Here is a 21,706-nt window from a genome sequence, read left to right on the forward strand (position 1 = left end):
CTCGCCGCCCGCCCGGGAATCGGGCGGACGGCGAGCGGTCGGGCGAGGGCGGCGCGGACGCCGTCAGGCCCCCGGCGGCAGGGTCTTGGCGCGCGAGCGCACCCGGAAGGCCGTGACGATCTCGACCGCGCCGACGGCGATGAGCCAGATGCCTCCCAGGACCATCAGCACCGCCGCCGACTCCAGCGGGGAGACGATGAGGACCACACCGGCGAGCGCGTTGACGATGCCGAGGAAGATGTGCCAGCCGCGCGCCGGCATCGCGGGGTCGGAGGCCGCAGCGATGGTCTCCATGATGCCGCGGAAGAGCCAGCCGATGCCGATCCAGAGCGCGAGCAGCAGAATCGACTGCGTCGCGCCCCGGAAGCAGAGCAGACCGAGCAGGATCGAGAGGGCGCCGCTGATGAAGGCCATGACGCGCAGCGCGGTCGTGGTGTGCGTGCCGAAGGCGGCGACCAGTTGCATCACACCGCTGAACAACAGGAAGAGGCCGAAGAGCACACCGGCCACGAACAGCGAGGCGCCCGGCCACACCAGGACGAGGACGCCGAGGACCAGCGCCGCGAGTCCGGCGACGAGCAGCGCCTGCCAGGCGGCGCCCGCGAGCGCGCCCAGGGGGCCGGGAGGTATGTCGTGGTCCTGCTGGGGCGGGCGGCCCTGAGTCTGTGTCATGGAGGATTCCTTCGACGGAGGGGACGGAAGGGGAGGGGAGGGGAAGGGGGTCAGAGCGGGGTCGCGTAGGTGCTGAGGAAGAGGGCCTCGGCCAGCGCCATGTGCTCGATCTCGGAGGGGTCCACGCTCTCGTTGGGCGCGTGGATGAGGCAGCCGGGCTCCTCGACACCGATCAGGGCGATCTCCGCCTCGGGGAAGTGGGTGGCGAGCACGTTGCACAGCGGGATCGAACCGCCCTGACCCGACTGGACCATGTCCTTCCCGTACGCCTCGCGGAGCGCCGTCGCCAGGGCCCGGTAGGCGGGGCCGTCGGTACGCGCCCGGAAGGGCTGGCCGGCGCTCTCCGGCTCCACCTCCACCCGGGCACCCCACGGGGCGGCCGCGGTCAGATGGTCGGTGAGGGCGCGCAGGGCGTCGTCGGCGTCGATCCCGGGCGGGATCCGCAGGCTGACCCGGGCGCGTACTCTCGCCTGCACGGCGGCCGAGGAGCCCACCACCGGCGGGCAGTCGATGCCGAGCACGGTGACCGCGGGCCGGGCCCACAACGCGTCGGCGACCGAGCCCGTACCGACGAGGGACACCCCGTCGAGGGCGCCCACGTCGGCGCGGAACTGCTCGGCCGGGTAGTCCACCCCGTCCCAGACGCCGTCGCCGGGCAAGCCCTTGACTGCGGTGTTGCCGTGTTCGTCGCGGAGGCTGTCGAGGATCCGGACGAGCGCGGCCAGCGCGTCGGGCGCGGGGCCGCCGAACATGCCGGAGTGCATCGCGCCCTCGAGGGTGGAGACGGTGACGACGACATCGGCGAGTCCGCGCAGTGATGTGGTCGTGGTGGGCAGGCCGCGCGCGAAGTTGCCGGTGTCGCAGATCAACAGGGTGTCGGCGGCGAAGAGTCCGGGCTGGAGCGGAACCAGTTGCTCGAGTCCGGCCGTGCCCTGCTCCTCCGAACCCTCCGCCACGAACTTGATGTTCACCGGGAAGCCCCGGCCGTCCGGACCGCCGAGCGCACGGAGGGCCGTGAGGTGCATGGCGATGTTGCCCTTGCAGTCGGCCGCGCCGCGCCCGAACCAGCGCCCGTCGCGCTCGGTGAGCTCGAAGGGCGGGGTCTCCCATGCCGCGTCGTCCAACGGCGGCTGGACGTCGTAGTGGCAGTACAGGAGCACGGTGGGCGCCCCTTCGGGGCCCGGCGCGTGCCCTACGACCGCGTCCGTGCCGTCCGGGGTCGTCACCCGCCGCATGTCATGGAGTCCGGCCTCGGTGAAGGCCCGTACGAGGAAGTCGGCCGCCTTCGCGCACTCCTCGGGAGGGAACTGGCGTGCGTCGGCGACCGACCGCATCGCCACCAGCTCGGTGAGGTCCTCCTTCGCCCGGGGCATCAGCGCCCGGACCTTCTCCCGCAGGGCTGCGGTCTCGGTGGACGCGTCGGACTCGGTGGACTCGGCGGTCAAGGCGTACCCACTTCCCTCGGGCCGCCGCGGGGGCGAGGCTCCCCCGGGACGGCGACAGCCCTCTCACCCAAGCACCGGTGAACAAGTGCCGCAAAACATGACTCGAACGGAGTATTCGCCCGAGGTCCCGGGCGGCGGGAGCCGGTGACGGCGACGACAGTGGACTGCGTACGTGTCCGCCCCTCCACCTCCCCGCACCTGGAGAACCACATGGGCCACCTCAACCGACGCGACCTCGGGCTCCTCGTGCTGCGGGTCGGCACCGGAGCCGTACTCGCCGCGCACGGCACCCAGAAGCTCTTCGGCTGGTTCGGCGGAGGCGGCATCGACGGCACCACCAAGGCGATGGAGGCCATGGGCTTCCACCCCGGCCGGGAGAGCGCCGTCGCCGCCGGGCTCGGCGAGGCGGGCGGCGGCGCCCTGCTCGCCCTCGGCCTCGCCACCCCGGCCGCCGGAGCCGCGGCCGCAGGGGCCATGGCCGGCGCCGTCGCCGTCCACGCCCCGGCAGGTTTCTTCGCCCAGGGCGGTGGCTACGAGTACCCGGCGTTCCTCGGCTTCGTCGCCGCGGCCATCGGGGTCACCGGCGCCGGCCGGTACTCCCTCGACCACGCCACGGACCACGTCCTCGACCGGCCCTGGGTGGTGGCCACCGCCTTCATCGGCACCGCGATCGCCGCCGCGGCCGTGGTCAACCGCCGTGCCGACGAGCAGGCCGCCGCCGAGGCCGCTTCGGAGGAGCCGGAGTCCGCGTGACACCGTCCCGCGGCGGGGGTCCGTACGCGACCGCCGCGCGGGAGGGTTAGGCTCGCCGCAGAGGAAGGGACGGTCGCCGCGCATGAAGATCGATCTGACGGACACCAACTCCAGCAAGATCAACAAGGCGATCCTGGAAGGCCGCAGGGCCGTCGGCACACCCGCCGCCGGCGCCGTGCTCACCCTTGTCGTCGTCACCGACGAGGAGAACGCCTACGACGCGGTCAAGGCCGCCAACGACGCCTCCCGGGAACACCCCTCCCGCACCCTGGTGGTCATCAAGCGCCATGCCCGCTCGCCCCGCGAACGCCACGGGACCCGACTGGACGCCGAGGTCCGCCTCGGCAGCGACGCCGGTTCGGGCGAGACGGTCCTGCTCCGGCTCCACGGCGAACTCGGCGCCCGCGCCGACTCCGTGGTCCTGCCGCTGCTCCTGCCGGACGCGCCCGTCGTCGTCTGGTGGCCCGTCGACGCCCCCGAGGTGCCGTCCCGTGACCCGCTGGGCTCACTCGCCCAGCGTCGTATCACCGACATGTACGCGGTCGAGGACCCCCTCGCCGCCCTCGAAGCCCGGGCCGCCTCGTACGCCCCCGGCGACACGGACCTCGCCTGGACCCGGCTCACCCCGTGGCGCTCGATGCTGGCCGCCGCGCTCGACCAGGCCACGGTGACCGTGACCTCGGCCGCCGTCGAGAGCGAGGCGGAGAACCCGAGCGCCGAACTCCTCGCCCGCTGGTTCGAGGTCCGGCTCGGCGTCCCCGTCGACCGGGTCGTCACCGACGGGCCCGTCGTCACCGCCGTCCGCATGGGCACCGAGGGTGGCGAGATCCGCATCGACCGCCCCGAGGGCCCGGTCGCCCGGCTCGCCATCCCCGGTCAGCCCAGCCGGGTCCTCGCCCTGAAGGTCCGGACGACGGCCGAGCTGATCGCCGAGGAACTGCGCCGCCTCGACCCCGACGAGGCCTACGCGGCAGCCCTGCGGGGCCGCGCCTGACCCGGCGCCCGGCCCCGAGCGGAGCAGGCCGCGCCTGACCTGGCGCTGCCCCGCCTCATGGTTTCTCGAACACCATGACGAAGTCGGCCATCTCCCGTACGCGGGGGGTGTCCGGGTCCGGGAGGGCGAGGAGCCGCTCCTGTGTCTCGGCCACCAGCCGGGTGGCCTCGCCCGTGACCGACCACGCGCCGGTGAAGAGGCCGCCCGACAGGGACCGGGCCATCGCGCGGGGCGACACCCGGAAGGTCGTGGGGCGTTCGGAGGCCGTGCCCCGGTAGACGAGCCCCCGTGCCTCGGCGATCGGCGCGAGGATCCGGGGCCCGTCCTGACGGGTCCGGCCCGGGTCGAGCCGGTCCTCCAAGTCGCCCACCACGACCCCGATGTCGTCCGTGGGACGCGTGCCCCCGGCCGGGATCACCAGATAGCGGCCGCCCGGGCGCAGGACCCGGGCGACCTCGTCGAAGACCCGGCCGTGGTCGGCCCCGGTGTGCAGCAGCCAGGTGGACACGGCCTGGCCCACCGAAGCGGTCCGAACCGGAAGGCGGCAGGCGTCCGCGACCGCCACCCGCGGGCCGAGCCGGTCCAGGGCCCGGGCGAGCATCCCGGTCGACAGGTCGAGCCCGTACACCACGTGCCCGCGCGCCGTCAGTTCGGCCGCCACGATGCCCGTGCCCACGCCGATGTCGAGGACCGGACGGGCGGGGTCGAGCAGCGGCGCGAGCTGCTCGGCGAAGCCGGCCGCCCGGGCCGTGCCCCCGCGCGAGGCGTCGTACCCGGGGGCGATCGTGTCGAACTCCGCGGTGCCGGAGGCCGGTGTCATCCGTCTGTCTCCGTTCGTCTCTCCGTCGTCGGGCGGCGGATCAGGCCTCGGGCGTGAAGGTCACGGGCAGTGTCGCCATGCCGCGCAGGATGCCCTCGCGCCGGCTCAGGTCCGCGTCCGGGTCGGTGAGCCGCAGGTCGGGGAAGCGGCGCAGCAACGTGCCGATGGCGATCCTCGCCTCGGCGCGGGCCAGTGGCGCCCCCAGGCAGAAGTGCACACCGTGGCCGAAAGCGAGCTGTTGCGGCACCTCGCGGCGTGCCACGTCGAGGATGTCGGGGCGGTCGTAGCGGGCCGGGTCGCGGTTGGCGGCGGCAAGCCCGATGATGATCATCTCGCCCGGCGGGACGGTGACCCCGCCGATCTCGTACGCGTCGGTGGTGAAGCGCGCGACGCCACGGCTCACCGGGCCCTCGTAGCGCAGGAGTTCCTCGATCGCGCCCGGCAGCATCGAGGGGTCGTCGCGCAGCGCGGCGAACTGGTCGGGGTGGCGCAGGAGGGCGTGGACGCCGTTGGCGATGAGGCTCGCCGTCGTCTCGTGCCCGGCGAGCGTGAGCAGGATCGTCATGGCCGTGAGCTCGCGGTCGCTGATCCGCTCCTCCGCCTGCGCGGCACACAGCGCGCTCAGCAGATCGTCCTTCGGGTCCTTCTTGCGCTCGGCTATCAACGGCTCGAAGAACTCGGTGAGTTCGGCGCGCGCCCGGGCGCCTTTGGCCAGTCGCTCCGGGGTGTTGGGCGGCATGATCAGGCCGACCGCGAGCCGGGCGAAGTCCGGCTGCCCCTCGGCCGGGATGCCGATGAGCTCGCTGAGCACGGCCATGGGCAGCGGCAGGGCGAACTCGGAGACCAGGTCGGCGGTTCCGCGTGCCGCGACGGCGTCGAGGAAGGCGTCGGTGTGCGCCTGGACGCGGGGTGCGAGCTGCTCCACCCGCCGGGCCGTGAAGGCCTTCGAGACGAGGTTGCGCAGGCGGGTGTGGTCCTCACCGTTGGCGACGAGCATGCTGGCCATCAGGACGTTGGTGCGCTCCTGATGGGCCATCTCCTCCTCGAGTCCGTTCACCCCGACGGGACTACTGCTGAGCCGGGGGTCGGTGAGCGCGGCCACCGCCTCGTCGTAACCGGTGACCATCCAGACTTCAAGAGTGGGATTCAGCCGTACGCGCTGCACGACGCCGTGCTCGCGGATGCGCTCGAAGAGCGGGTAGGGGTTGGGCTGTTGAGCGACGTTTACCGGGACATCGTGAACGATTGTCTGCTCTTGACCGGTCATCTTCCGTAACTCCCCGACGTTTTGTGAAAGATCTCTGGCAAGTAGTCATACCAGCCACCCCAGTTGCGTGGTAGCGTCACCGGCGCTCGGCTCGGATGATGTACGGCGAAGGACCGGCGAACTGTCGGTGACAAGATCAGCGAGGCGCTCCACCTACCGGTGACCGGTGCCTCGTCCCGCTCGACTCGGTAGCAGCCAAGGCCTCAACCAGGCCCTATGCGCAGGGGGAGACGTTTCGTGGAGCAAGCGGCAGCCGTGGACCCGATTCTGGATCTGGCCCGTCCGTCGATCCTGCGGAACCCGTACCCGTCGTACGCCCGGATGCGTGAGACCTCCCCCCTCTTCTGGCACGAACTGCTCGGTTCCTGGGTGCTCACCCGGCATGCCGACTGCCTCGACGTACTCACCGACAGCAACCGTTTCGCCTCCGACTGGCGGCGTGCCGGCGAGGACATCCCCGCCCCGCTCCTCAGCGTGCAGACCCTCGACCCGCCGGAGCACACCGCCATCCGGCACCTGCTGCTCGACGGCTTCCGGGCGCAGGACCGCCAGGCGCTGCACGACGGCCTGGAGGGGCAGATCGACGATCTGCTCGCCGGGTTGGCCCGGCGCCCGTCCTTCGACTTCGTCGGAGAGCTCGCCGAGCCGGTGGCCCTCCGCTTCGTGACCGCGTTCCTCGGAGTCCCGGCCCCCGAGCTCGACTGGTTCGTGCCCATGTCCCGCACCGTCGTCGACGGCATGGACGCCGGGCTGTGGCCCGAGAAGCACGAGCCGGCCGTCGCCGCGCGTGCCCGCCTCGCGGAGTACGCGGGCGGGTGGCTGGCAGACCCGCCCAAGGAAGGCCTCATCGCGTACGTCGCCGAACACCCGGCGGACAGCGGCGTGGCAGAAACGGTTCTGCGGAACAGTCTGCGCGCCGTCCTCCACGCCGGCTACGAATCCGCCTCCCGGCTCCTTGGCAACGCGGCGGCCGCTCTGCTCACCACCCCCGGCGCGCTCGAAGCGTTCCGGGCGACCCCGGCCACGGCCGTGGACGAACTCATCCGGTACGACGCACCGGTCCAGGCGGACGCCCGGGTCTGCGTCGCCGACACCGAACTGGGTGGCGTCGCGATGAAGGCGGGTGATCCGGTCACGCTCTTCCTGGGCGCGGCCAACCACGACCCGCTCCGCTTCCCCCACCCCACTGAGCTGCGACTCGACCGCGCCCCGAACCCGCACCTCGGGTTCGGCCGCGGGGCCCATGCCTGTCTGGGCGCGTCCATGGCGATCCGTCTCACCGGATCGGTCCTCGGGGCCCTGGCCAAGGACTATCCCGACGCACGGGCAGTCGCGGAACCGGACCACCGGCGCAATCTGACCCTTCGCGGTCTCGACCGCTTCGAGGTCACCCTGCGTCCAGACACGGGGGAGGAGGTACGACCATGAAGTACTGGCACTGAAACCAGTGAGCGTGCGGCCCGCCCGGGAGGCGGGTACCACGCCTGTGCACGACACCCGTGCACCTCGCCGGAGCCCGAGCCCGCTGCACGGCTCGGGCTCCGGCCCATGCGCACCACGCCCCCGACGGGGGAGGGGCCGGATCCCGCCCTCAGCCGCGCAGCTTCCCCGGCAGCCAGCGGAGTTGGGCCGCCTGCTGGAAGGCACCGCCGCCCTCGTGGTCGTTGAAGTCGTACACCTCGATCGCCTTCTCGTCCCCGGCGTACGCGTTGAAGGCCGCGAACACCGTCGACGGCGGGCACGTCAGGTCCTCCAGGGCCGTCGAGAAGAGGGCCGGGGCCGTGGCGCGGGCCGCGAAGTGGACCCCGTCGAAGTAGCCGAGCGTGTCCTGGACCTGGCGCACCCGGCCACGATGCGTCTTGAGGTAGTTGCCTATCTCGCGGTACGGCGGCCGGTCCGTGATCGTCGTCGCGCGCGGGAAGTCGCACAGGAACGGCACGTCCGCCGCCACCGCCACCAGGTTCCGTACGAGCCCCGCCACGGCGAGCGTGATCCCGCCGCCCTGGCTGACGCCGGTCACCGCCGTGCGGCCCGCGTCCACCAGAGGATGCGAACGGGCCGCCTCCACGGCGCGGACCGCGTCGGTGAAGAGCCGCCGGTAGTAGTAGGCGTACGGATCCTCGACGCCCCGCGTCATGAAGCCGGGGAACGAGGGCGCGCTGCCCACCGGGTCGGGGGTGTCACCGGTGGCCCAGCCGCTGCCCTGGCCACGCGTGTCCATCACGAAGTGCGCGAACCCGGCGGAGGCCCAGAGCAGATGGGTGTGCGGAAGGCCGCGCCCACCGCCGTATCCGAGGAACTCCACCACGACCGGGAGCGGTTGGGTCGTGCCGGCGGGCAGGACGAACCAGCCCTTGACCGGGTGCCCGTCGAAGCCGGCGAAGGTCACGTCGAACGCCTCCACCGTGGAGAGCCCCGTCGGAACGGGCTCGAAGCGCGCGTCCAGCTCGTGCTCGCGGGCCCCGCCCAGGGTCTTCGCCCAGAAGGCGTCGAAGTCCTCGGGCTCCACGGACGCGCTCCGGTACGTGCGGAGTTGGTCGAGGGGCAGGTCGAACTGGGTCATGAACACCGCCTGGTGAGTAGCCTGGTGAGAGAGGGTCACGTTCGAGATCTCGACCGGTTCACCCGGCCTGACCCACCCTAGTCCTCGGGCCGCCGGGATTCATATACGTGAATTTCCAGCGGCCCGGCCGGACACTCCGCGCCGTCGACGTCACGAGAAGGGCACCGGGCCCGTCCCCGTGGCATCCTCGGACGAACCGCCCACAGCGTGTCCAGTTGTGGGCCTTCGTCGTCCTGCGCGGAGGGACACCATGCTCATCGACCACGTCGTACGTCACCATGTGCTGCACGTGACGCTCCACCGCGACCTGGACGTCACCAACCGGGCCGCCGTCGCCCTCCAGATCCAGGCCCTGGTCCAGACGCACCGGCCGAACCGGGTGGTCGTCGCCGTTCCGACCGCCGACCCCACCCCGGCCACCCTCAGCGCTCTCGCCCGCGTCGACCGCATGTGCGCGAGCCTCGGCATCCCGCTCGTGCTCAGCGGGGCGAGCGCCCGTACCCGCAGACTCCTGGACGTCACCGGCGACTGAACCCGGCCTTCCGGACGGGCCCCGGGAGGGCGTGCGCCGCCCCGACGGACGGGCCCGGGAGAGGCGTGCGCCGCCCCGACGGGCGGGGCCCGGGAGGGGCATGCGCCGCCTCCCGGGCCCCGTCCGATCGAGGCCGTCCCTCACTCGCCCGCCCGCAGGCCCTCCGCCCCCCTCAGCAGGGCGGCCCCGTACCGCTCGCCCTCGGCGGACAGCGGGACGTACGCCGGCATCAAGGTCAGCGGGAACCGGATGACCTGGGAGAACACCTTCTCCACCTCACGGTCCTGCGCGGTCAGCGGCAGCCATTCCGGAACCGCACGGCGGGGCGCGGGGCTCAGACTCAGGCCCAGCCGCGCGAGGCGGGTCATCAGCGGAGCGTCCTCCTGGAGGCGCTCGGCCGAGGAGAGCCGGCCGACCGACGCGAGCAGCCCGCGCGCCACCTTCCCCGCCTCGCCCTGCTCCAGAAGGGTCGGACGTCCCGTCACGGCACGCGCGAAGCCCTCCACCGACGTCACCTGGCCGGGCCGCAGATACCGGGCCATCGACACCGACCTGAGCCGGCGCCAGTCACCTGCGAGGAGGTGCCGCTCCGGCCTGGTCAGCCACTCGGTGACGAGTGCCTCCGTGTGCAGCGAACTCACCGCCCGCTCACCCACCCGCGCCAGGAGGTAGGCCACCCAGCCGTGCGGCAGCCCGGACTCCTGCCGGGTCAGCAGGGCGCCGATCCGGCAGACCGCGAGCACCGGCGCCAGGTCGGCAGGGGCGTCCTCCTGGAGGACCACCGTCCGGCCGAGCGGCGAACGGATCCAGTCGGCGACCGCCGCCGCGGCCGTCTCCTTCGCCTCCGCGTCGTTCCGGCCGGAGGGCGCCTCCAGCGCGCCGAGCGCGCGGAGCACCTTCCCCGCGGAGTTCCCCGTCGCGAGCGGCTTGCCCTCGATCCCGGCCTGGTACGCGGCCCGGTACTGGGCGAAATCGTCCGGTACCAGGCCGGTGACGGGTTCCGCGGGCGAGGCGAACGTGGGGAGCCACAGTCTGCCGAGGCTGCGGCAGAGCCAGTCCGGCAGGTCCACGACCGTGCGGCGGGAGCCGGGCTCCACGAACTGGACGGTGCCGCGTCCGGCCACCTCTTCGAGCCGGGACACCTCGGCCATCATGCTCTCGCCCGGCCGGTGCGTGCCGACGCCGGACGTGTAGAGCGCCAGGACGCCCAGGGACCCGACGGACACCAGCAGGGCACGTGCCCGCTTCGCCGCCGCGGCGGTCTCACCCACGACGCCCACGACGCCCACGCGGGCCAACTGGCCCGCGGCCAGGTTCTCGTACTCGCGCGCGACCAGCGGATGGTGGACGAGGCTGACCGCACTGCCACCGCGACGTGCGACGGTGAGCCGGCGCGCGGCCCTCAGATGCGCGACGAGCAGCTCGCCGGGCACGCCGCCGGTCCAGGCCGCGTCCCTCGCCGGGAGCCAGCACAGTGCCTGGCTCCGCTCGTCCCGGCACAGGACACCGAGGCAGGTGCCGTCCGGTCCGTTCACCGCGAGCAGCGCGCGGACGACCGTCTCGCCCTGCGCGCTCCGGACGGTCGGCAGACCGCTGGTGAGCTTCCGATGCCCCCTGTCCCAGTGCAGTCGCAGCAACCTCCGGTCCGCGACGAGGGTCGCCGCCGTCGCCTCCGCGGCCTCCGTGGGCAGTCCGGGGAGCAGGTCGTTCACATGCGTGCGGACGAGCGCCGCTCCGGCCCGCATCACGAGATGCCCGCCGCCCAGATCCGCGACCGGGCGGGCCAGGATCGTCCCGTCCGGCCAGAATCCGGCGCGCTGGTGACGCCGGGACACGGTGACCACCCGACCGCCTCCCTGCTCCGCCGCCACGACGGACTCCACGGTGACCGGCAGGGCGCCGAGCGCCCGCAGCACGGTGCTGCCCCGGCCGGCGGCGGCCGCCAGATCGTCGCGCAGCCACTGGGAACGGAGCCAGCGGTTCCTCGACTGCTCGGAGACCTCGGCGAGTTCGACCCCGGCCCCCGGCAGTCCCGCGATCCGAAGCCCGCCGCCCGCCGGGTCCGCGGTGAGAAGCACGACATCGCCCCGCGAGGGAGACCGGTCGGACGCAGCCGTCAGCTCGTTGGCCTCGTCCAGCCAGACGGCGCTCCCGGCGGGATGACGTGCGATCAGATCGCGCTCCGCCGGATACGGCAGGGACGCCTCGCCCTCGCCCAGGTACAGGGCGCCGCGCTCCTCGTCGGCATGCGACACCGACAGCAGGACGCGGTAGGGGCGGTCGGCGGGCAGGGAACCGCGCAGCCCCGGCCGCCAGTCGTCGAGGACAAGGTGCCCGCACTCGTTCACGCCGCCCTCGACATGCCCGTACAGCAGGTCTCCCGGCGCGAACCGGGACCAGTCGAGGCCGGCGAGCGAGTGCCCGTCGGTGAACCGGACCAGCTCGCCGCGGACCTCGGCGACCCGGCCCGGCGTGAGCTCCAGCCAGACGCTGCCCTCGTGCGCCCGGGCAACGGCCCAGTGGGTGCGCCGGGCGCCGGGCAGATCCTGGAAGGTCTCCTCCAGGAGCTCGGTGGCGGGGAAACCGTACTGGCGCAGGGCCGACGGCTCGTGACGTAGGGTCCAGCCGCCTCCGCGCGCCGAGAAGAACACGGGCTCGTCGACGGACCGGGCGACCGCCGCCAGGTAGTGCGCGACCGGCGCGTCCCCGTTCTCCGGCCAGGTCCTGGTCCGGGAGTCGTGATAGTGCCAGCCCCAGTTCTCGCAGGCCGTCGCGAGCTGCTGCGCGGGCGCGTCGAGGAAGGACAACTGGGCCCAGGGGACGGGGTGTCGGCCGGTGGTCGTGCCGCCCGTCGCGCTGTCCGCCGGCCCGTCGGCGACGACGTCCGGCGGGCCCGACGAGCTCGATGTACTCGTCGTACTCGAAGTGTTCGACGTATCCGTCGCACCCGTCGGCCCGTTCGCGGCACCGCCGACCGGCACCACCCGGACCCCGCCCGGCGCGTCCTCGGCGTCGAACGCGAGTGTCCCGGCGCGCAGTTCGCCCGGCGGGACCAGCTGGGGGTGCACCTTCCCGTTCGGCTTCACCCTGCGGACCACGCCCGCGATCTTGGGGTGCGGGGTACGCAGCAGACCCGCCCCGAGGTTCGGCCGCGCCGTGGCGTTGAGCCCCGGCAGGCCCGCCACGGTGAAGCGCCCGATGCGGTCCGCGTCCCGGATGTCCTCGGCATACTTCAGACTGTCCTTGGGGAACACCACCATGGGCCGTGCCACGTCGTCGAGATACGTGATGTCCGCCGGGATGGCCTGGTGGACCCGTACCCCGTCCGGCCCGTCATCGCCGTCCGGTCCCGCCAGGGTCAGCCGGACCACCGAGCCCGGCGCGATCCCGTCCACCCCCGTCATCCCGGCGATGTCGAAGACCACACCGGGGCGGAGTTCGATCCGCTCCGCATGGGCGTCGACGACCCCGAAGCAGCCCTCGGGCCGCAGCCGGAGGTAGCTGCGCAGGGTCTCGATGCCCCGCGCGGGCGGCGACTTCGTCATGCCGTGCCACTGGTTCGTGTGGCCGCCGCTGTTGTGGTTGCCCAGCTGGACGAGCATCCGGGCCCGCCCCTGGTAGGCGCCGAGCCCCTCGGTCTTGGCCGCGCGCCGCAGACAGCTCTCGCGGTGCGAGAAGTCCCGCCGGGGCACCACCACGGTCAGCGGCTCGCCCTCCTGACGCAGTTCCGCGGGCAGCGCGAAACGCAGCAGATGGTCGTTGCGGGTCTCCTGGATGGGGCCGGCCTCCAGATAGAGCTGGTCGTCCCGGTGGAGCCCCGCGTCCCCCTCGCCCGTCGCCGCCGACGGTCTGACCGTGGCGAAGCGAAGCGCCCGCTGTCGTCGCGCCGTCGTCTCGGGGATGAGGCGGCCCAGGAGCAGTCGCCGTTCCGTGCCCGCGTCGAGGCCCGCGAGCAGGGCATCTTGGTCGCGCCGGTCGATCACGGCGCTCACCGGGCGTGCCTCGGTGTGGTCGTCCTCGCGGGTACGGCCGAGGCCCCGGCTGCGGGTGACGGCACGGTGCACGGTGACCCGCCCGCGATCCCGGTCGACGGTGACGTCGAGCAGGTGCACGATGCTCGCCGTGGTCGCCTCCCAGTGGATCTGGCGCTCCGCGTTCTTGTCGATGTCGGTGAGCTCGATCGCGACGGAGATCCCGCCGGGCACCGCGTCCGTCTCGTCGGCGGTGAACGTCATCGCGTCGATCTGGTCGCCGTGGAAGAGCGTCAGGCCGTCCGGGTCGAGCGGCTCCCCACCGACGAGCAGCGCCTCGACCGGCACGTCGACGAACCAACCGAACCCGAACTCGAAGCGGGCGGCCGTGCCGGAGTCGTTCTCCTCCACCCCTACGTACTGGGGCCTGCCCTTGGTGTGCCGCCGGTCCCGGAAGTCGCAGCGGCGCCCGTCCGCCGTCGCGTACGGGGCGAACGCCGCCATGAAGTCGACGACGGAGAGCGGCGCGGCCCTCAGGAACGAGGCCCGGTAGCCGGCCCCGTGCTCCACCGGGACGGCCCGCACCTGGTCGGTGGGATAGTTCCGGCCGGCCACCCAGGCGCGCGGTTCGTCGAGCAGTTCCAGCCAGGGCCGGTGGACGCCCTGGTCGTCCGGAGCCGCGCAGGTGGACAGCAGCATGCGGTCGCCGTCGTCGGTCAGCTGCCCGGTCAGCGTGAGACCGGGCTGCTCCAGGAGCCGGTGCCACTCCGCCACCGGGTCGTGGACCCGCCGTACCGGAGCGGCGGCGGGGCGGCGTGCCGATCCGACGGGTGAGAGCTCGAACTCCCGGCGAGCCCGGACGAATCGGGTCCCGGCAGCCCAGGTGGGCAGGCCCGTGACCTCGTGGCCGACGTCCCACACGTCCACCACGGTCTGTTCGAGGTGCGCGGGCCGGAAGGCGTCCGCGAGCTCGATCCCGGCCGCGTGGCCCACCAGATGGGCGCCCTCGTGCTGCACCACGACCGGGAACGAGTCACCGGTCCGCTTGGTGCTGCCGCGCCGCACGCTGACCCGGCCGCCCGCCTCCGGCTCACCGGATGCGGGCTCGGTGGCCAGCCGCGGTCCCCGCGGATCCTGGAGTACGACCAGGGGAGCGCCGTCGTCGTCGCGCGCCTGCCCGACCTGCTTCCAGTCCGTTCCCGGCTGCGGGACACGCTCCCAGAGGGCCTCCAGGTGCAGCATGCGCCGCTGCACCTCGAACAGCCAGCCGCCGGGACCCCGTACGCCGGTCAGATGGTCACCGGTCTGCGGGGTCTCGATGTTCAGGCAGGTCACCGGCAGAACCGCCACGGCCACATACGTCCCGAGGTCGAACCAGACCCGCACCAGGGTGACCTGGCCGCCCTCCTTGATCTGTGCCACGACGATTCCGCCGAGTCGGGCGCGGTCGAGCAGGGCCGGATCGCACGCCGGGACGCGGTGGTCCGTCAGCCGCTCGGCGGGCAGCGGCGCCGGCGCGGTACGCAGCAGGCTCTCCTTCGGATCCGCCACGTAGTCGCTGAGGACCACCGCCCAGCGGCGCGAGGTCGGGGTCGGCCCGGAGAACAGGCCGGTGAGGGTGAGGGAATCCGTGGCGACCAGGCCGCGCAGCCCGTCCTTGGTGGTGGCGCTGTTGAAGGCGTTGAACGCCTTGTGCGAGGTCCAGCCCAGCTCGACCACCGTGTTCCTCGGCACGCGCGCGTACCAGGCGTACTGCTCCGGGGTCGGCTTCGGCTCCAGGATGCCGTGCTCCGGGAACGGCTGGACCGTCACCTCGGGCTTCCGGGCCCCCGCGTCGCCCCAGGACTCCACGCTGCAAAGGACGGACCGCGCCTGGGGCACCGCCGCGGTGAAGAGGGCCTTGACCGTGCGGGGGAAGCCGTCGATCTCGGGGACGTCGATCTGCCATTCGGGCCGCCCCGCGGTGTCGGTCCGCAGGTGGGCCTCCTCGTGCGTGTGGCGATCCCGCGCCAGTCCCTCCTCCTCGGCCCGCTCGTCGTCCTCCCCGTGGTCCCGTACGCCGCCGGTGTGGTCGAAGACCCCCAGCCACTGGACGTTGCCGAGGTCGAACGGATCCTTCGGGGCCAGGCTCAGCCGGCTCCCGCCGGGCCGGAACTCGGCGTGTACGACGAGCCCGGCGGGCGCCGCCAGACACGCTTCCTCCAGCCGGTGCCAGTCCTCGGTGTCCCAGGCGGGGGGCCCGAGGACGTAGCAGTTGCCGGGTGTGGTGACGAACCGCCAGGCGGCTCCGAAGCCGGACCGCTCGGTGGCGGGCCCGGCGAGCACGAGCCGTACGGGGGTGGCCTCGCCCAGACCGGGATCACCGGCGGGTGTCGTCGTGAGCGCTTGGGGCGGCCCGGCGGCGGTGTCCGTGGCGGTGCGCGCGGTCGTGCCCGCCGCGACCGCCAGTTCGGGGAGGCCGGCGTCGAGCGGGACCCACTCGTCGAGCCGCTGGTGCCAGCGGGCCAGGACGTGGGAGCGCCCGGGCGGGCCCTCGACGCGGAACGCGCGCGCGAGATCGGGGTCCCAGCGGCTGCGGGCCTTGACCGCCCGATCGGTGGCGGCCCGGGGATACGTGTCGCTGGGGATGCCGTCCACGAAGAGGCGCAGCCCGGGGAAGCGGTCCGTATGGTGGAGCCACGCCTCGCGTACCTCTCCGTCCCGCGGCGGCAGCGGGGCGAGCGGGACGACGTACGGGCGAGGCCGTTCGGTGTTCGGCTGCCCCTCGTCGGCGGGCTGGGGGAACCGGACCGCCACGGTCTGCCCGAGGTGCCGACGTTTCTCGCCCGGCTCGATCCGGCACAGCACGGGCCGTTCGAGTCCACAGTTGACCCAGAGGTCCCCCGCCTGGGTGCCGAGCGGCGCGGAACACACGATCCCGAGCACGTACGAACCCGGCGCCGGGTACGGCACGGGATGCGCCGCGTCGGGCGCGGGACGGAACAGGTCCTGCACGAAGGGGCGCCTGGAGAGGTCGACGCCGGCGGAGCCGTTCTCGTTGCGCGCGTAGACCACGGTCTCCCCGGCGCGCCGGTCGTGGGTGGCGGCCACCACGAACCGGGGGTCGGCGGCCACCCGGCCCGATGGCTCCCGCACGGCCGGCGGGCCGGCCGGCCGCTGGGTGCGGTGCCAGAGCGTGTCCATGACGTGGGCCAGCGGGATCCCCTGGCCCTGGAGCTGCTCGGCGGCCGTCGCCCGCAGGAACCGGACGAGCGCCGCCTCCGTGCCCCGGCCGGAGACCCGGCCGAGGTACGTGCCCCACGGACTCTCGTGCGACGCGACGGTCGGCCTGCCGCCCCACCGGTGGTACAGCGCCCGGAGCACCCGCACCCGCAGCCGGTTCGCCATCTCCGGCGGCAGCCCGCTGGAGGTCAGCTCGTCCAGCAGGCGGTCGTAGAAGAACTGGGCGTTGCCGCACAGGTCGACGATGACGTCCACGACGTGTTCGAGGACTGTACGCAGCCGCTCCTGGGAGCCCGCTCCCTCGACCTCCGAGCGGAACATGTCGAACATCCGGGAACGGATGGTGCGCGGCAGATGCGTGGGCGTGTTGAGGGAGGTGACCCTGCCGCTCCACTCCGTCACCCAGTCCTGGTAGGCGCCCTGGTCGCCGAGCTCGGGCCGGCCGAGGAGCGCCGCGAGCCGCAGCGTGTGCACCGCCACCGGGACGATGGCGTGCTTGTCCCCGACCTTGAGGAGGTCGGTGAGTCCCTGGGCCATCTCCCGCCACTCCTCCACCGAGAAGGAGTCCCGTCCCGGGTCGCCGGGGCCGCTCAGCGTCAGGACGCCCAGCGTGAGCCTCGGCGCGGGTGAGAGGCCGGGGAAATGCGGGCCGTCCGGGGTCCAGTCCCAGCGCAGGACGTCGTGCCGGGAGTGGGCGTGCAGGTCGCGGTGGAGCCGCGCAGCCCGTACCGCGGTGGAGGTGTACGGGCTCCGCTCCTGTTCCCGGATGAGCGTGAGCAGGGCGTCGGCGGGCGGCGCGTCACCGGAGAACCAGCGGCCGCCCGCCTCGGTCCTGTGCGGGCCCGCGCCGCCCGCGAGCGCCTCCTGCACCCAGTGCAGAGCGACGTTACGGGCGCCCCAGGCGGGGAGCGGGGAGTCCGGGGGCCCCGGCGGCGCGGACACCACCCGCACGATCTCGGCCGGGTGGACGCCGACGCGGGCGCCCTTGCCGATCCAGTCGACGGCCACCGAGGCGTGCAGCAGCAGGGAGGTCAGCTGCCCGGCGTACGGAACGGCCTTGCGCGGGTCGCCGTGGACGGTGTCCATGAGGTCGACGAACGTGCGGTGCAGGGTGTCCCGTAGGTGGACGACCAGGAGGAGGAGATGATCCCGCTCGCCGACCGCGCTCCCGGCGGCCTTCCGCTCCTCCTCGCCCTCCCCGTCGGGGGTGCCCGGGGACGTGTCGTCCTCAGACGGGACGTATGTCAGCAGGCGCGCCGCGAGCAGGCCGGCACCGAGGAGACGTACGAGCTGTTCCGGCTGGTCGTCCCGCAGGTGCGGGGTCGGAGCCGGCACCGCCGCCGCGGCCCCCTGCTTGCCCGCCCTGGCCGGGATCCGAGGCGTGTGGTGGTGGAGCCAGGGCGACCACAGCCACGCCGCCGCCTGCGGATCGGTCCCCTCGGCCGGTCCGTCCGTGAGCATCGGCAGCGGGTACTGGCCCGCCGGATGACGCAGGGTCAGCAGCCGGTGGACGTGCCTGACGACATCCCCGTACGAGGTGTGGGGCAGAGTGACCGGGAACTGGGACGGCTTGCCGACGCGCCATCGCGGTTCGGGCGAACGCCACCAGCGGACCAGCCGGTTCGTCGTCCCCGTGGGATCGTGCCCGGCGGCCAGGGACCACAGGACGGACTCCCAGAGCACCGACGGCATGGCCGATACGCCGAGGTTGCCCACGCCCCCGAGACGCAGGTACGCCGCCCGGCGCGCGTCGTCCTCCCCGCGGGCCGGCAGCACGCCCGCCCGCCGCCACTCCTCGATCCAGCCGAGCAGGGCCTCGCCGGACAGGGCCTCCCGCTCGACGGCGTCGAGGGTACGGGCGGTCTCCTCCGGCCCGACGTCCCGGGCGAGCGGGAACGTGACCCGCGCCGCTGTCGCGAGCAGGTCGGGTTCCATGTCGAAGGCGCCGCGCGATGCCGTGGCGAGAGCTGTCCGGATCTTTTCGGTGCTGTCCGGGTGCAGTGCGCCACGCACCTCGGCGGCCTGGAGCAGCGCGAACCGGCCGTGCCGTCCCGCCAGCGCCTCGTCGATCAAGGCGGGGTGATCGTCGAGGAGTTCGCCCGCGGCCCGGGGGTCCCGCCCGGCCAGGAACCGCGCGACGACCAGGGTCGCGGTCGGAGCCAGCTGCTCGATCAGATCGTGGTAGGGCGGGATCGAGGGGTCCGCCTCGGCCACGTCCTCGGGCAGCTCCCGCAGCAGGTCACCCAGGGCCGCCAGCGCCTTGGGCGTCTCCGAACCGCCGGCCGCCCGCAGCGCAGCGCCCAGCCGGGCCCGCACCTCCTCCGGCGCCACGGAGGCGATGTCCCGGTAGAGCGCGGACGCCCGCGCGCTCACCTCGGTCACTCCCGCGAACCGGCGCTGGGCCGCCAGGACATGGGGGAGCGCGTACAGCGCGGTCGCCGTTCCGGCGCGCGAGAGCGACTCGATCGACGAGGAGACGAGCTCCTCGGACCGGTCCGTCCCGGGCTCTTCGGCGAGCGCCGTGAGGAGCTCCAGCTGGGTCGCGGCCGTCTGCGGGGGAAGGCCCAAAGAGGAGCAGAAATACCAGTGTTCGAGCATGCACGTCCCTTTGCCTGCGGTGCCGGACGCCGCCGGTCCGCGGTCAGTCGCGGACTGGCGAGAACGAGTTGTCCAGCATACGAACAGAAAGGCGCGAAGCGACAGATTCCTGCCATGAGGGGAAGACGACGGGGGAGGAAGGGGCAGCCGTCAGCCGTCAGCCGTCAGCCGTCAGCCGTCAGCGGTCGCCGTCACCCGTTGGCCGTCAGCCGTCGGCCCCGGGGTGGCGCAGGGGAGGAGTGAAGGCCTCTCGAATGGCCACGAGTTGGTCCTCGAAGACCAGATCGAACCGGTCGGACGCGGGCGCGATGCCGAGGGCGCGACGCTGCCCCTCGTCGAGGCCGTAGAGCCATCCGGCGGTCTCCATGGTCAGGGGACGCCGTGCGAGCAGGGCCCAGCTGCCCGGCCAGCGGCCCCCAGGATCCAGGTCCTTGAGATGCGCGGCCGCGAGAACGCCCGCCCGGTCGAGCGCCACCGCGACCTCCGGCAGTTCCATGTCGGGCCCGCCGAACGGGGATTCCGGCCGTTCGAGCAGGGCCACGGCGGCGGAGACCGCCCCGGAGGCCTCGTCCAGCCACTCCTCGAAGGCTCCGTTGCCCCGCAGCCCGGTCCGCACCATGCCGAGGACGACGGAGTCCGCGAACGGGGTCGACCGGTCGAGCGGACCGATGTGCCACGGGAGGGGGAGGTCCCCGCCGGCCGCCCTCAGCCACCGGTCGAGGTCGTCGTCACGGTCGGCGGCGAGCCGCAGGGACATCGCCCGGCCCGGTCCGGTCCGGCCGGCCGAGCAGGCTTCGAGCAGGGGGCCGTACAGCGAGGGCCACCACAGGCGGACGGCGGCGAGCACCTTGCGCTCGTCGGCCGGATCCCCCCACACCGCACCGGAGTTCAGGTCCTCGACGACGGTCCGGACGTCGACGGCGGGCGCCGGTCCCGGCATCACCGGATCGGTCACCGCGCGCGCCACCTCCAGCAGCCTTCCGGCGCCCCGGTCCTCGGCGCCGAGCGCCGACAGGCCCGCAAGTGGCGACGGCCGCGACGGGCCGGGCGTATCGCCTTCCGGCCGGTGGGCCCGCACCAGGTATTCGTCCCTCCCCAGCGTGCGCGCCAGGTGCTCGGCGGCCTCCTGGACCTCGCTCGCGTGTTCCCCGTACACCTGGAGGACGACCGCGCGCAGGTCCCAGCCGAAACCGTCCAGCCGGTCGAGCGCGCCGGGGAACCCGGCCGCGGGCACGTCGGCGGCGCGACAGCGCAGCACCAGCCCGACGCCCCGGTGGCTCTCGGGGGGAAGCCCGGTGTACGCCGGTGAGACGGCGACCCGGAGTTCGGCCTCCGTCCCGGGGAGCCGGCCGGCGATCACATCGTGGACGTACCAGCGGCGCAGATCCTCGTGGGGGAGCCCCTTCGCGCCGCGGGCGCGCAGCAGGACCCACTCCGCCTCGGTCAGCGGAGTGGGCAGGTCGTCGGCCCCGGGATCGGCCAGGACGTCCCGCACGGGCCGCTCGGCCAGGCACCAGCGGACGTCGAGCTGGACCCGGTGCCGCTCGTCCGGCAGCGTGAGCGCCGTTCCGCCGCCGATCGGCATCCGATGGGCCACGGGTGCCAGTTGTGCGGGCCGGAGGGTGGGCAGGAGCCCGACCGCCAGTCGCGCGCTGTCGTGCCGGGCGTACAGGACGGGCACGGCGGCGGCACCCTCAAGAGCCTCCGTTCCCTCCCGCAGGGCGAGGTCGATGTCGAGCCCGCCGACGAGCGCGGTGAAGAACCGTCCGGCGAATCTCGCCGCCTGATCATGACTCACCTTCCCCTGGACGGCGACGACATGGGGGACACCGGCCCGGACGAGCCGCTCCGCGGCGGAGCCGCCGGGCTCCTCCCCGTGGGAGGCGCCTCCCGGGCGGCCCACGGGGGTACTGTCCGCGGAGCCCGTCGGCCCGGTGTCCGACGGCCCGGCCGAGTCGCAGGCCATCAGCACCGCGAGCCCGACCCCGCCGTCCCTCAGCCACGCGGACAGCACGTCCACGTCGAGCCAGGCGGCACCCCCACCACCCGGAGAGTCGCCCACGACCAGACCACCGGCGACGTGGTGACCACCGAAGTAGAACACCTGCGCGCCGCCCGCGAGGGTCTGCCGGATCGCCTCCGCCGTGGCGGGGGAGTCCACGGCGCGCGCGGTGAGCCGTGAATCGCGCACAGCGGCCTCGACCCGCCGCCCGTCGGCGTCCCCGAGCGCCCCGGGCGCCGGCTCGGGCACCGTCGCCGCCCGGCCGCCCCGCGTCGTGATCGCGCCGTGGACGGACGTGGCGTCGGCGACCGTTACGAGCCCCGGCGCGGCCCCGACGGAGGGTGACGGCGGGTGCTTCGGCACCACGTCACGGACGAGGGTGAACCAGGGGTGGCGCCCCAACGGGGTGCCCCCGTCCGGCGGCAGCTCCAGGGTGTCGGCCCACGCCGTCCACGCGTCACGGCCGGCGAGGGCCGAGGGCACCCGCACCGCCTCCCAGCGCAGTGTCCCGAGGTCGTACGGCCCGAGCTCCTCGACGTCCGGCAGCAGCAGCCGAATCCGCAGGTACCGCCGGGGGCCGAGGGGCGCGGTCCGGTCGGCGACGAGGTGGCGTACGGGCGGGGGGAAGAGCACCTTCGCCAGCAACTCGGCCGTGCCGGGGGGAACGTCACGGTCCCAGGGGGCGAAGCTCGTCCGGCCCACGGGCCGTGCGGGCGCCGCCCCGTGGGCGGGCAGGCCGTTCTCGAGGACGACCGAGGTGACTCTCGCGCCGTGCCACGCCAACCGCACCGCGATGTCCGCTTCCTTCTCCACCCGTTGCTCCCCGCGTCGGTGTCGGCTCCAGAATGACACCACCGGCAGACGCGG

The 21,706-nt window shown here is 73.7% G+C and carries 11 protein-coding genes; 4 read left to right on the forward strand and 7 right to left on the reverse strand.

Annotated elements, in window-relative coordinates; all coding sequences use genetic code 11:
* Positions 1–63 precede the first annotated feature (63 nt).
* Positions 64–672 carry an HdeD family acid-resistance protein gene (locus OG462_RS36755; RefSeq protein ID WP_406064587.1) on the reverse strand — a complete coding sequence of 203 codons (609 nt, stop codon included), beginning with the start codon at positions 670–672 and terminating at the stop codon, positions 64–66.
* A 50-nt stretch (positions 673–722) separates the two neighbouring features.
* The gene (locus tag OG462_RS36760; RefSeq protein ID WP_406066858.1) at positions 723–2,045 is read right to left on the reverse strand and encodes a dipeptidase; all 1,323 of its coding nucleotides are present in this window, start codon (positions 2,043–2,045) and stop codon (positions 723–725) included.
* Positions 2,046–2,327: 282 nt separating this feature from the next.
* Here OG462_RS36760 and OG462_RS36765 point away from each other — a divergent pair, with 282 nt between their 5' ends.
* Positions 2,328–2,870 carry a DoxX family protein gene (locus OG462_RS36765; RefSeq protein ID WP_406066859.1) on the forward strand — a complete coding sequence of 181 codons (543 nt, stop codon included), beginning with the start codon at positions 2,328–2,330 and terminating at the stop codon, positions 2,868–2,870.
* An 82-nt stretch (positions 2,871–2,952) separates the two neighbouring features.
* Complete coding sequence (opcA, locus tag OG462_RS36770) at positions 2,953–3,864, forward strand: glucose-6-phosphate dehydrogenase assembly protein OpcA (RefSeq protein WP_406064589.1); 912 nt, start codon at positions 2,953–2,955, stop codon at positions 3,862–3,864.
* A 55-nt stretch (positions 3,865–3,919) separates the two neighbouring features.
* Here opcA and OG462_RS36775 read toward each other — a convergent pair whose 3' ends face one another.
* Together OG462_RS36775 and OG462_RS36780 are read right to left on the reverse strand one after the other, a co-directional pair.
* Positions 3,920–4,684, reverse strand: coding sequence for a class I SAM-dependent methyltransferase (locus OG462_RS36775; protein WP_406064591.1), 765 nt, complete (start codon positions 4,682–4,684; stop codon positions 3,920–3,922).
* Between the two features lie 40 nt (positions 4,685–4,724).
* Complete coding sequence (locus OG462_RS36780; protein ID WP_406064593.1) at positions 4,725–5,951, reverse strand: cytochrome P450; 1,227 nt, start codon at positions 5,949–5,951, stop codon at positions 4,725–4,727.
* Positions 5,952–6,206: 255 nt separating this feature from the next.
* Here OG462_RS36780 and OG462_RS36785 point away from each other — a divergent pair, with 255 nt between their 5' ends.
* Positions 6,207–7,379, forward strand: coding sequence for a cytochrome P450 (locus OG462_RS36785; protein ID WP_406064594.1), 1,173 nt, complete (start codon positions 6,207–6,209; stop codon positions 7,377–7,379).
* Between the two features lie 163 nt (positions 7,380–7,542).
* Here OG462_RS36785 and OG462_RS36790 read toward each other — a convergent pair whose 3' ends face one another.
* Entirely contained in the window at positions 7,543–8,514 is a 972-nt protein-coding gene (locus OG462_RS36790; RefSeq protein ID WP_406064596.1) for an acetylxylan esterase, read from the reverse strand.
* A gap of 250 nt (positions 8,515–8,764) precedes the next feature.
* Between OG462_RS36790 and OG462_RS36795 the strand changes: the two genes are divergently transcribed.
* Complete coding sequence (locus tag OG462_RS36795; protein WP_406064598.1) at positions 8,765–9,046, forward strand: hypothetical protein; 282 nt, start codon at positions 8,765–8,767, stop codon at positions 9,044–9,046.
* A 140-nt stretch (positions 9,047–9,186) separates the two neighbouring features.
* Here the strand turns inward: OG462_RS36795 and OG462_RS36800 are convergent, their stop codons facing one another.
* Positions 9,187–18,837 (reverse strand): hypothetical protein, encoded by a 9,651-nt coding sequence (locus tag OG462_RS36800; RefSeq protein ID WP_406064600.1) that lies wholly within the window; start codon positions 18,835–18,837, stop codon positions 9,187–9,189.
* A 205-nt stretch (positions 18,838–19,042) separates the two neighbouring features.
* On the reverse strand, positions 19,043–21,652 hold the full coding sequence (locus OG462_RS36805; protein WP_406064602.1) for a CHAT domain-containing protein: 2,610 nt from the start codon (positions 21,650–21,652) through the stop codon (positions 19,043–19,045).
* Positions 21,653–21,706 lie beyond the last annotated feature (54 nt).

It is taken from the genome of Streptomyces sp. NBC_01077 (genome assembly GCF_045162855.1).
In the GTDB taxonomy this organism is placed as follows: Bacteria; Actinomycetota; Actinomycetes; order Streptomycetales; family Streptomycetaceae; genus Streptomyces.

Coding starts and splice junctions, on each gene's coding strand:
- OG462_RS36790 (WP_406064596.1), bottom strand. CDS start 8,514: ATGACCCAGTTCGACCTGCCCCTCGACCAACTCCGCACGTACCGGAGC.
- OG462_RS36780 (WP_406064593.1), bottom strand. CDS start 5,951: ATGACCGGTCAAGAGCAGACAATCGTTCACGATGTCCCGGTAAACGTC.
- OG462_RS36755 (WP_406064587.1), bottom strand. CDS start 672: ATGACACAGACTCAGGGCCGCCCGCCCCAGCAGGACCACGACATACCT.
- OG462_RS36760 (WP_406066858.1), bottom strand. CDS start 2,045: ATGCCCCGGGCGAAGGAGGACCTCACCGAGCTGGTGGCGATGCGGTCG.
- OG462_RS36775 (WP_406064591.1), bottom strand. CDS start 4,684: ATGACACCGGCCTCCGGCACCGCGGAGTTCGACACGATCGCCCCCGGG.
- opcA (WP_406064589.1), top strand. CDS start 2,953: ATGAAGATCGATCTGACGGACACCAACTCCAGCAAGATCAACAAGGCG.
- OG462_RS36800 (WP_406064600.1), bottom strand. CDS start 18,837: ATGCTCGAACACTGGTATTTCTGCTCCTCTTTGGGCCTTCCCCCGCAG.
- OG462_RS36795 (WP_406064598.1), top strand. CDS start 8,765: ATGCTCATCGACCACGTCGTACGTCACCATGTGCTGCACGTGACGCTC.
- OG462_RS36765 (WP_406066859.1), top strand. CDS start 2,328: ATGGGCCACCTCAACCGACGCGACCTCGGGCTCCTCGTGCTGCGGGTC.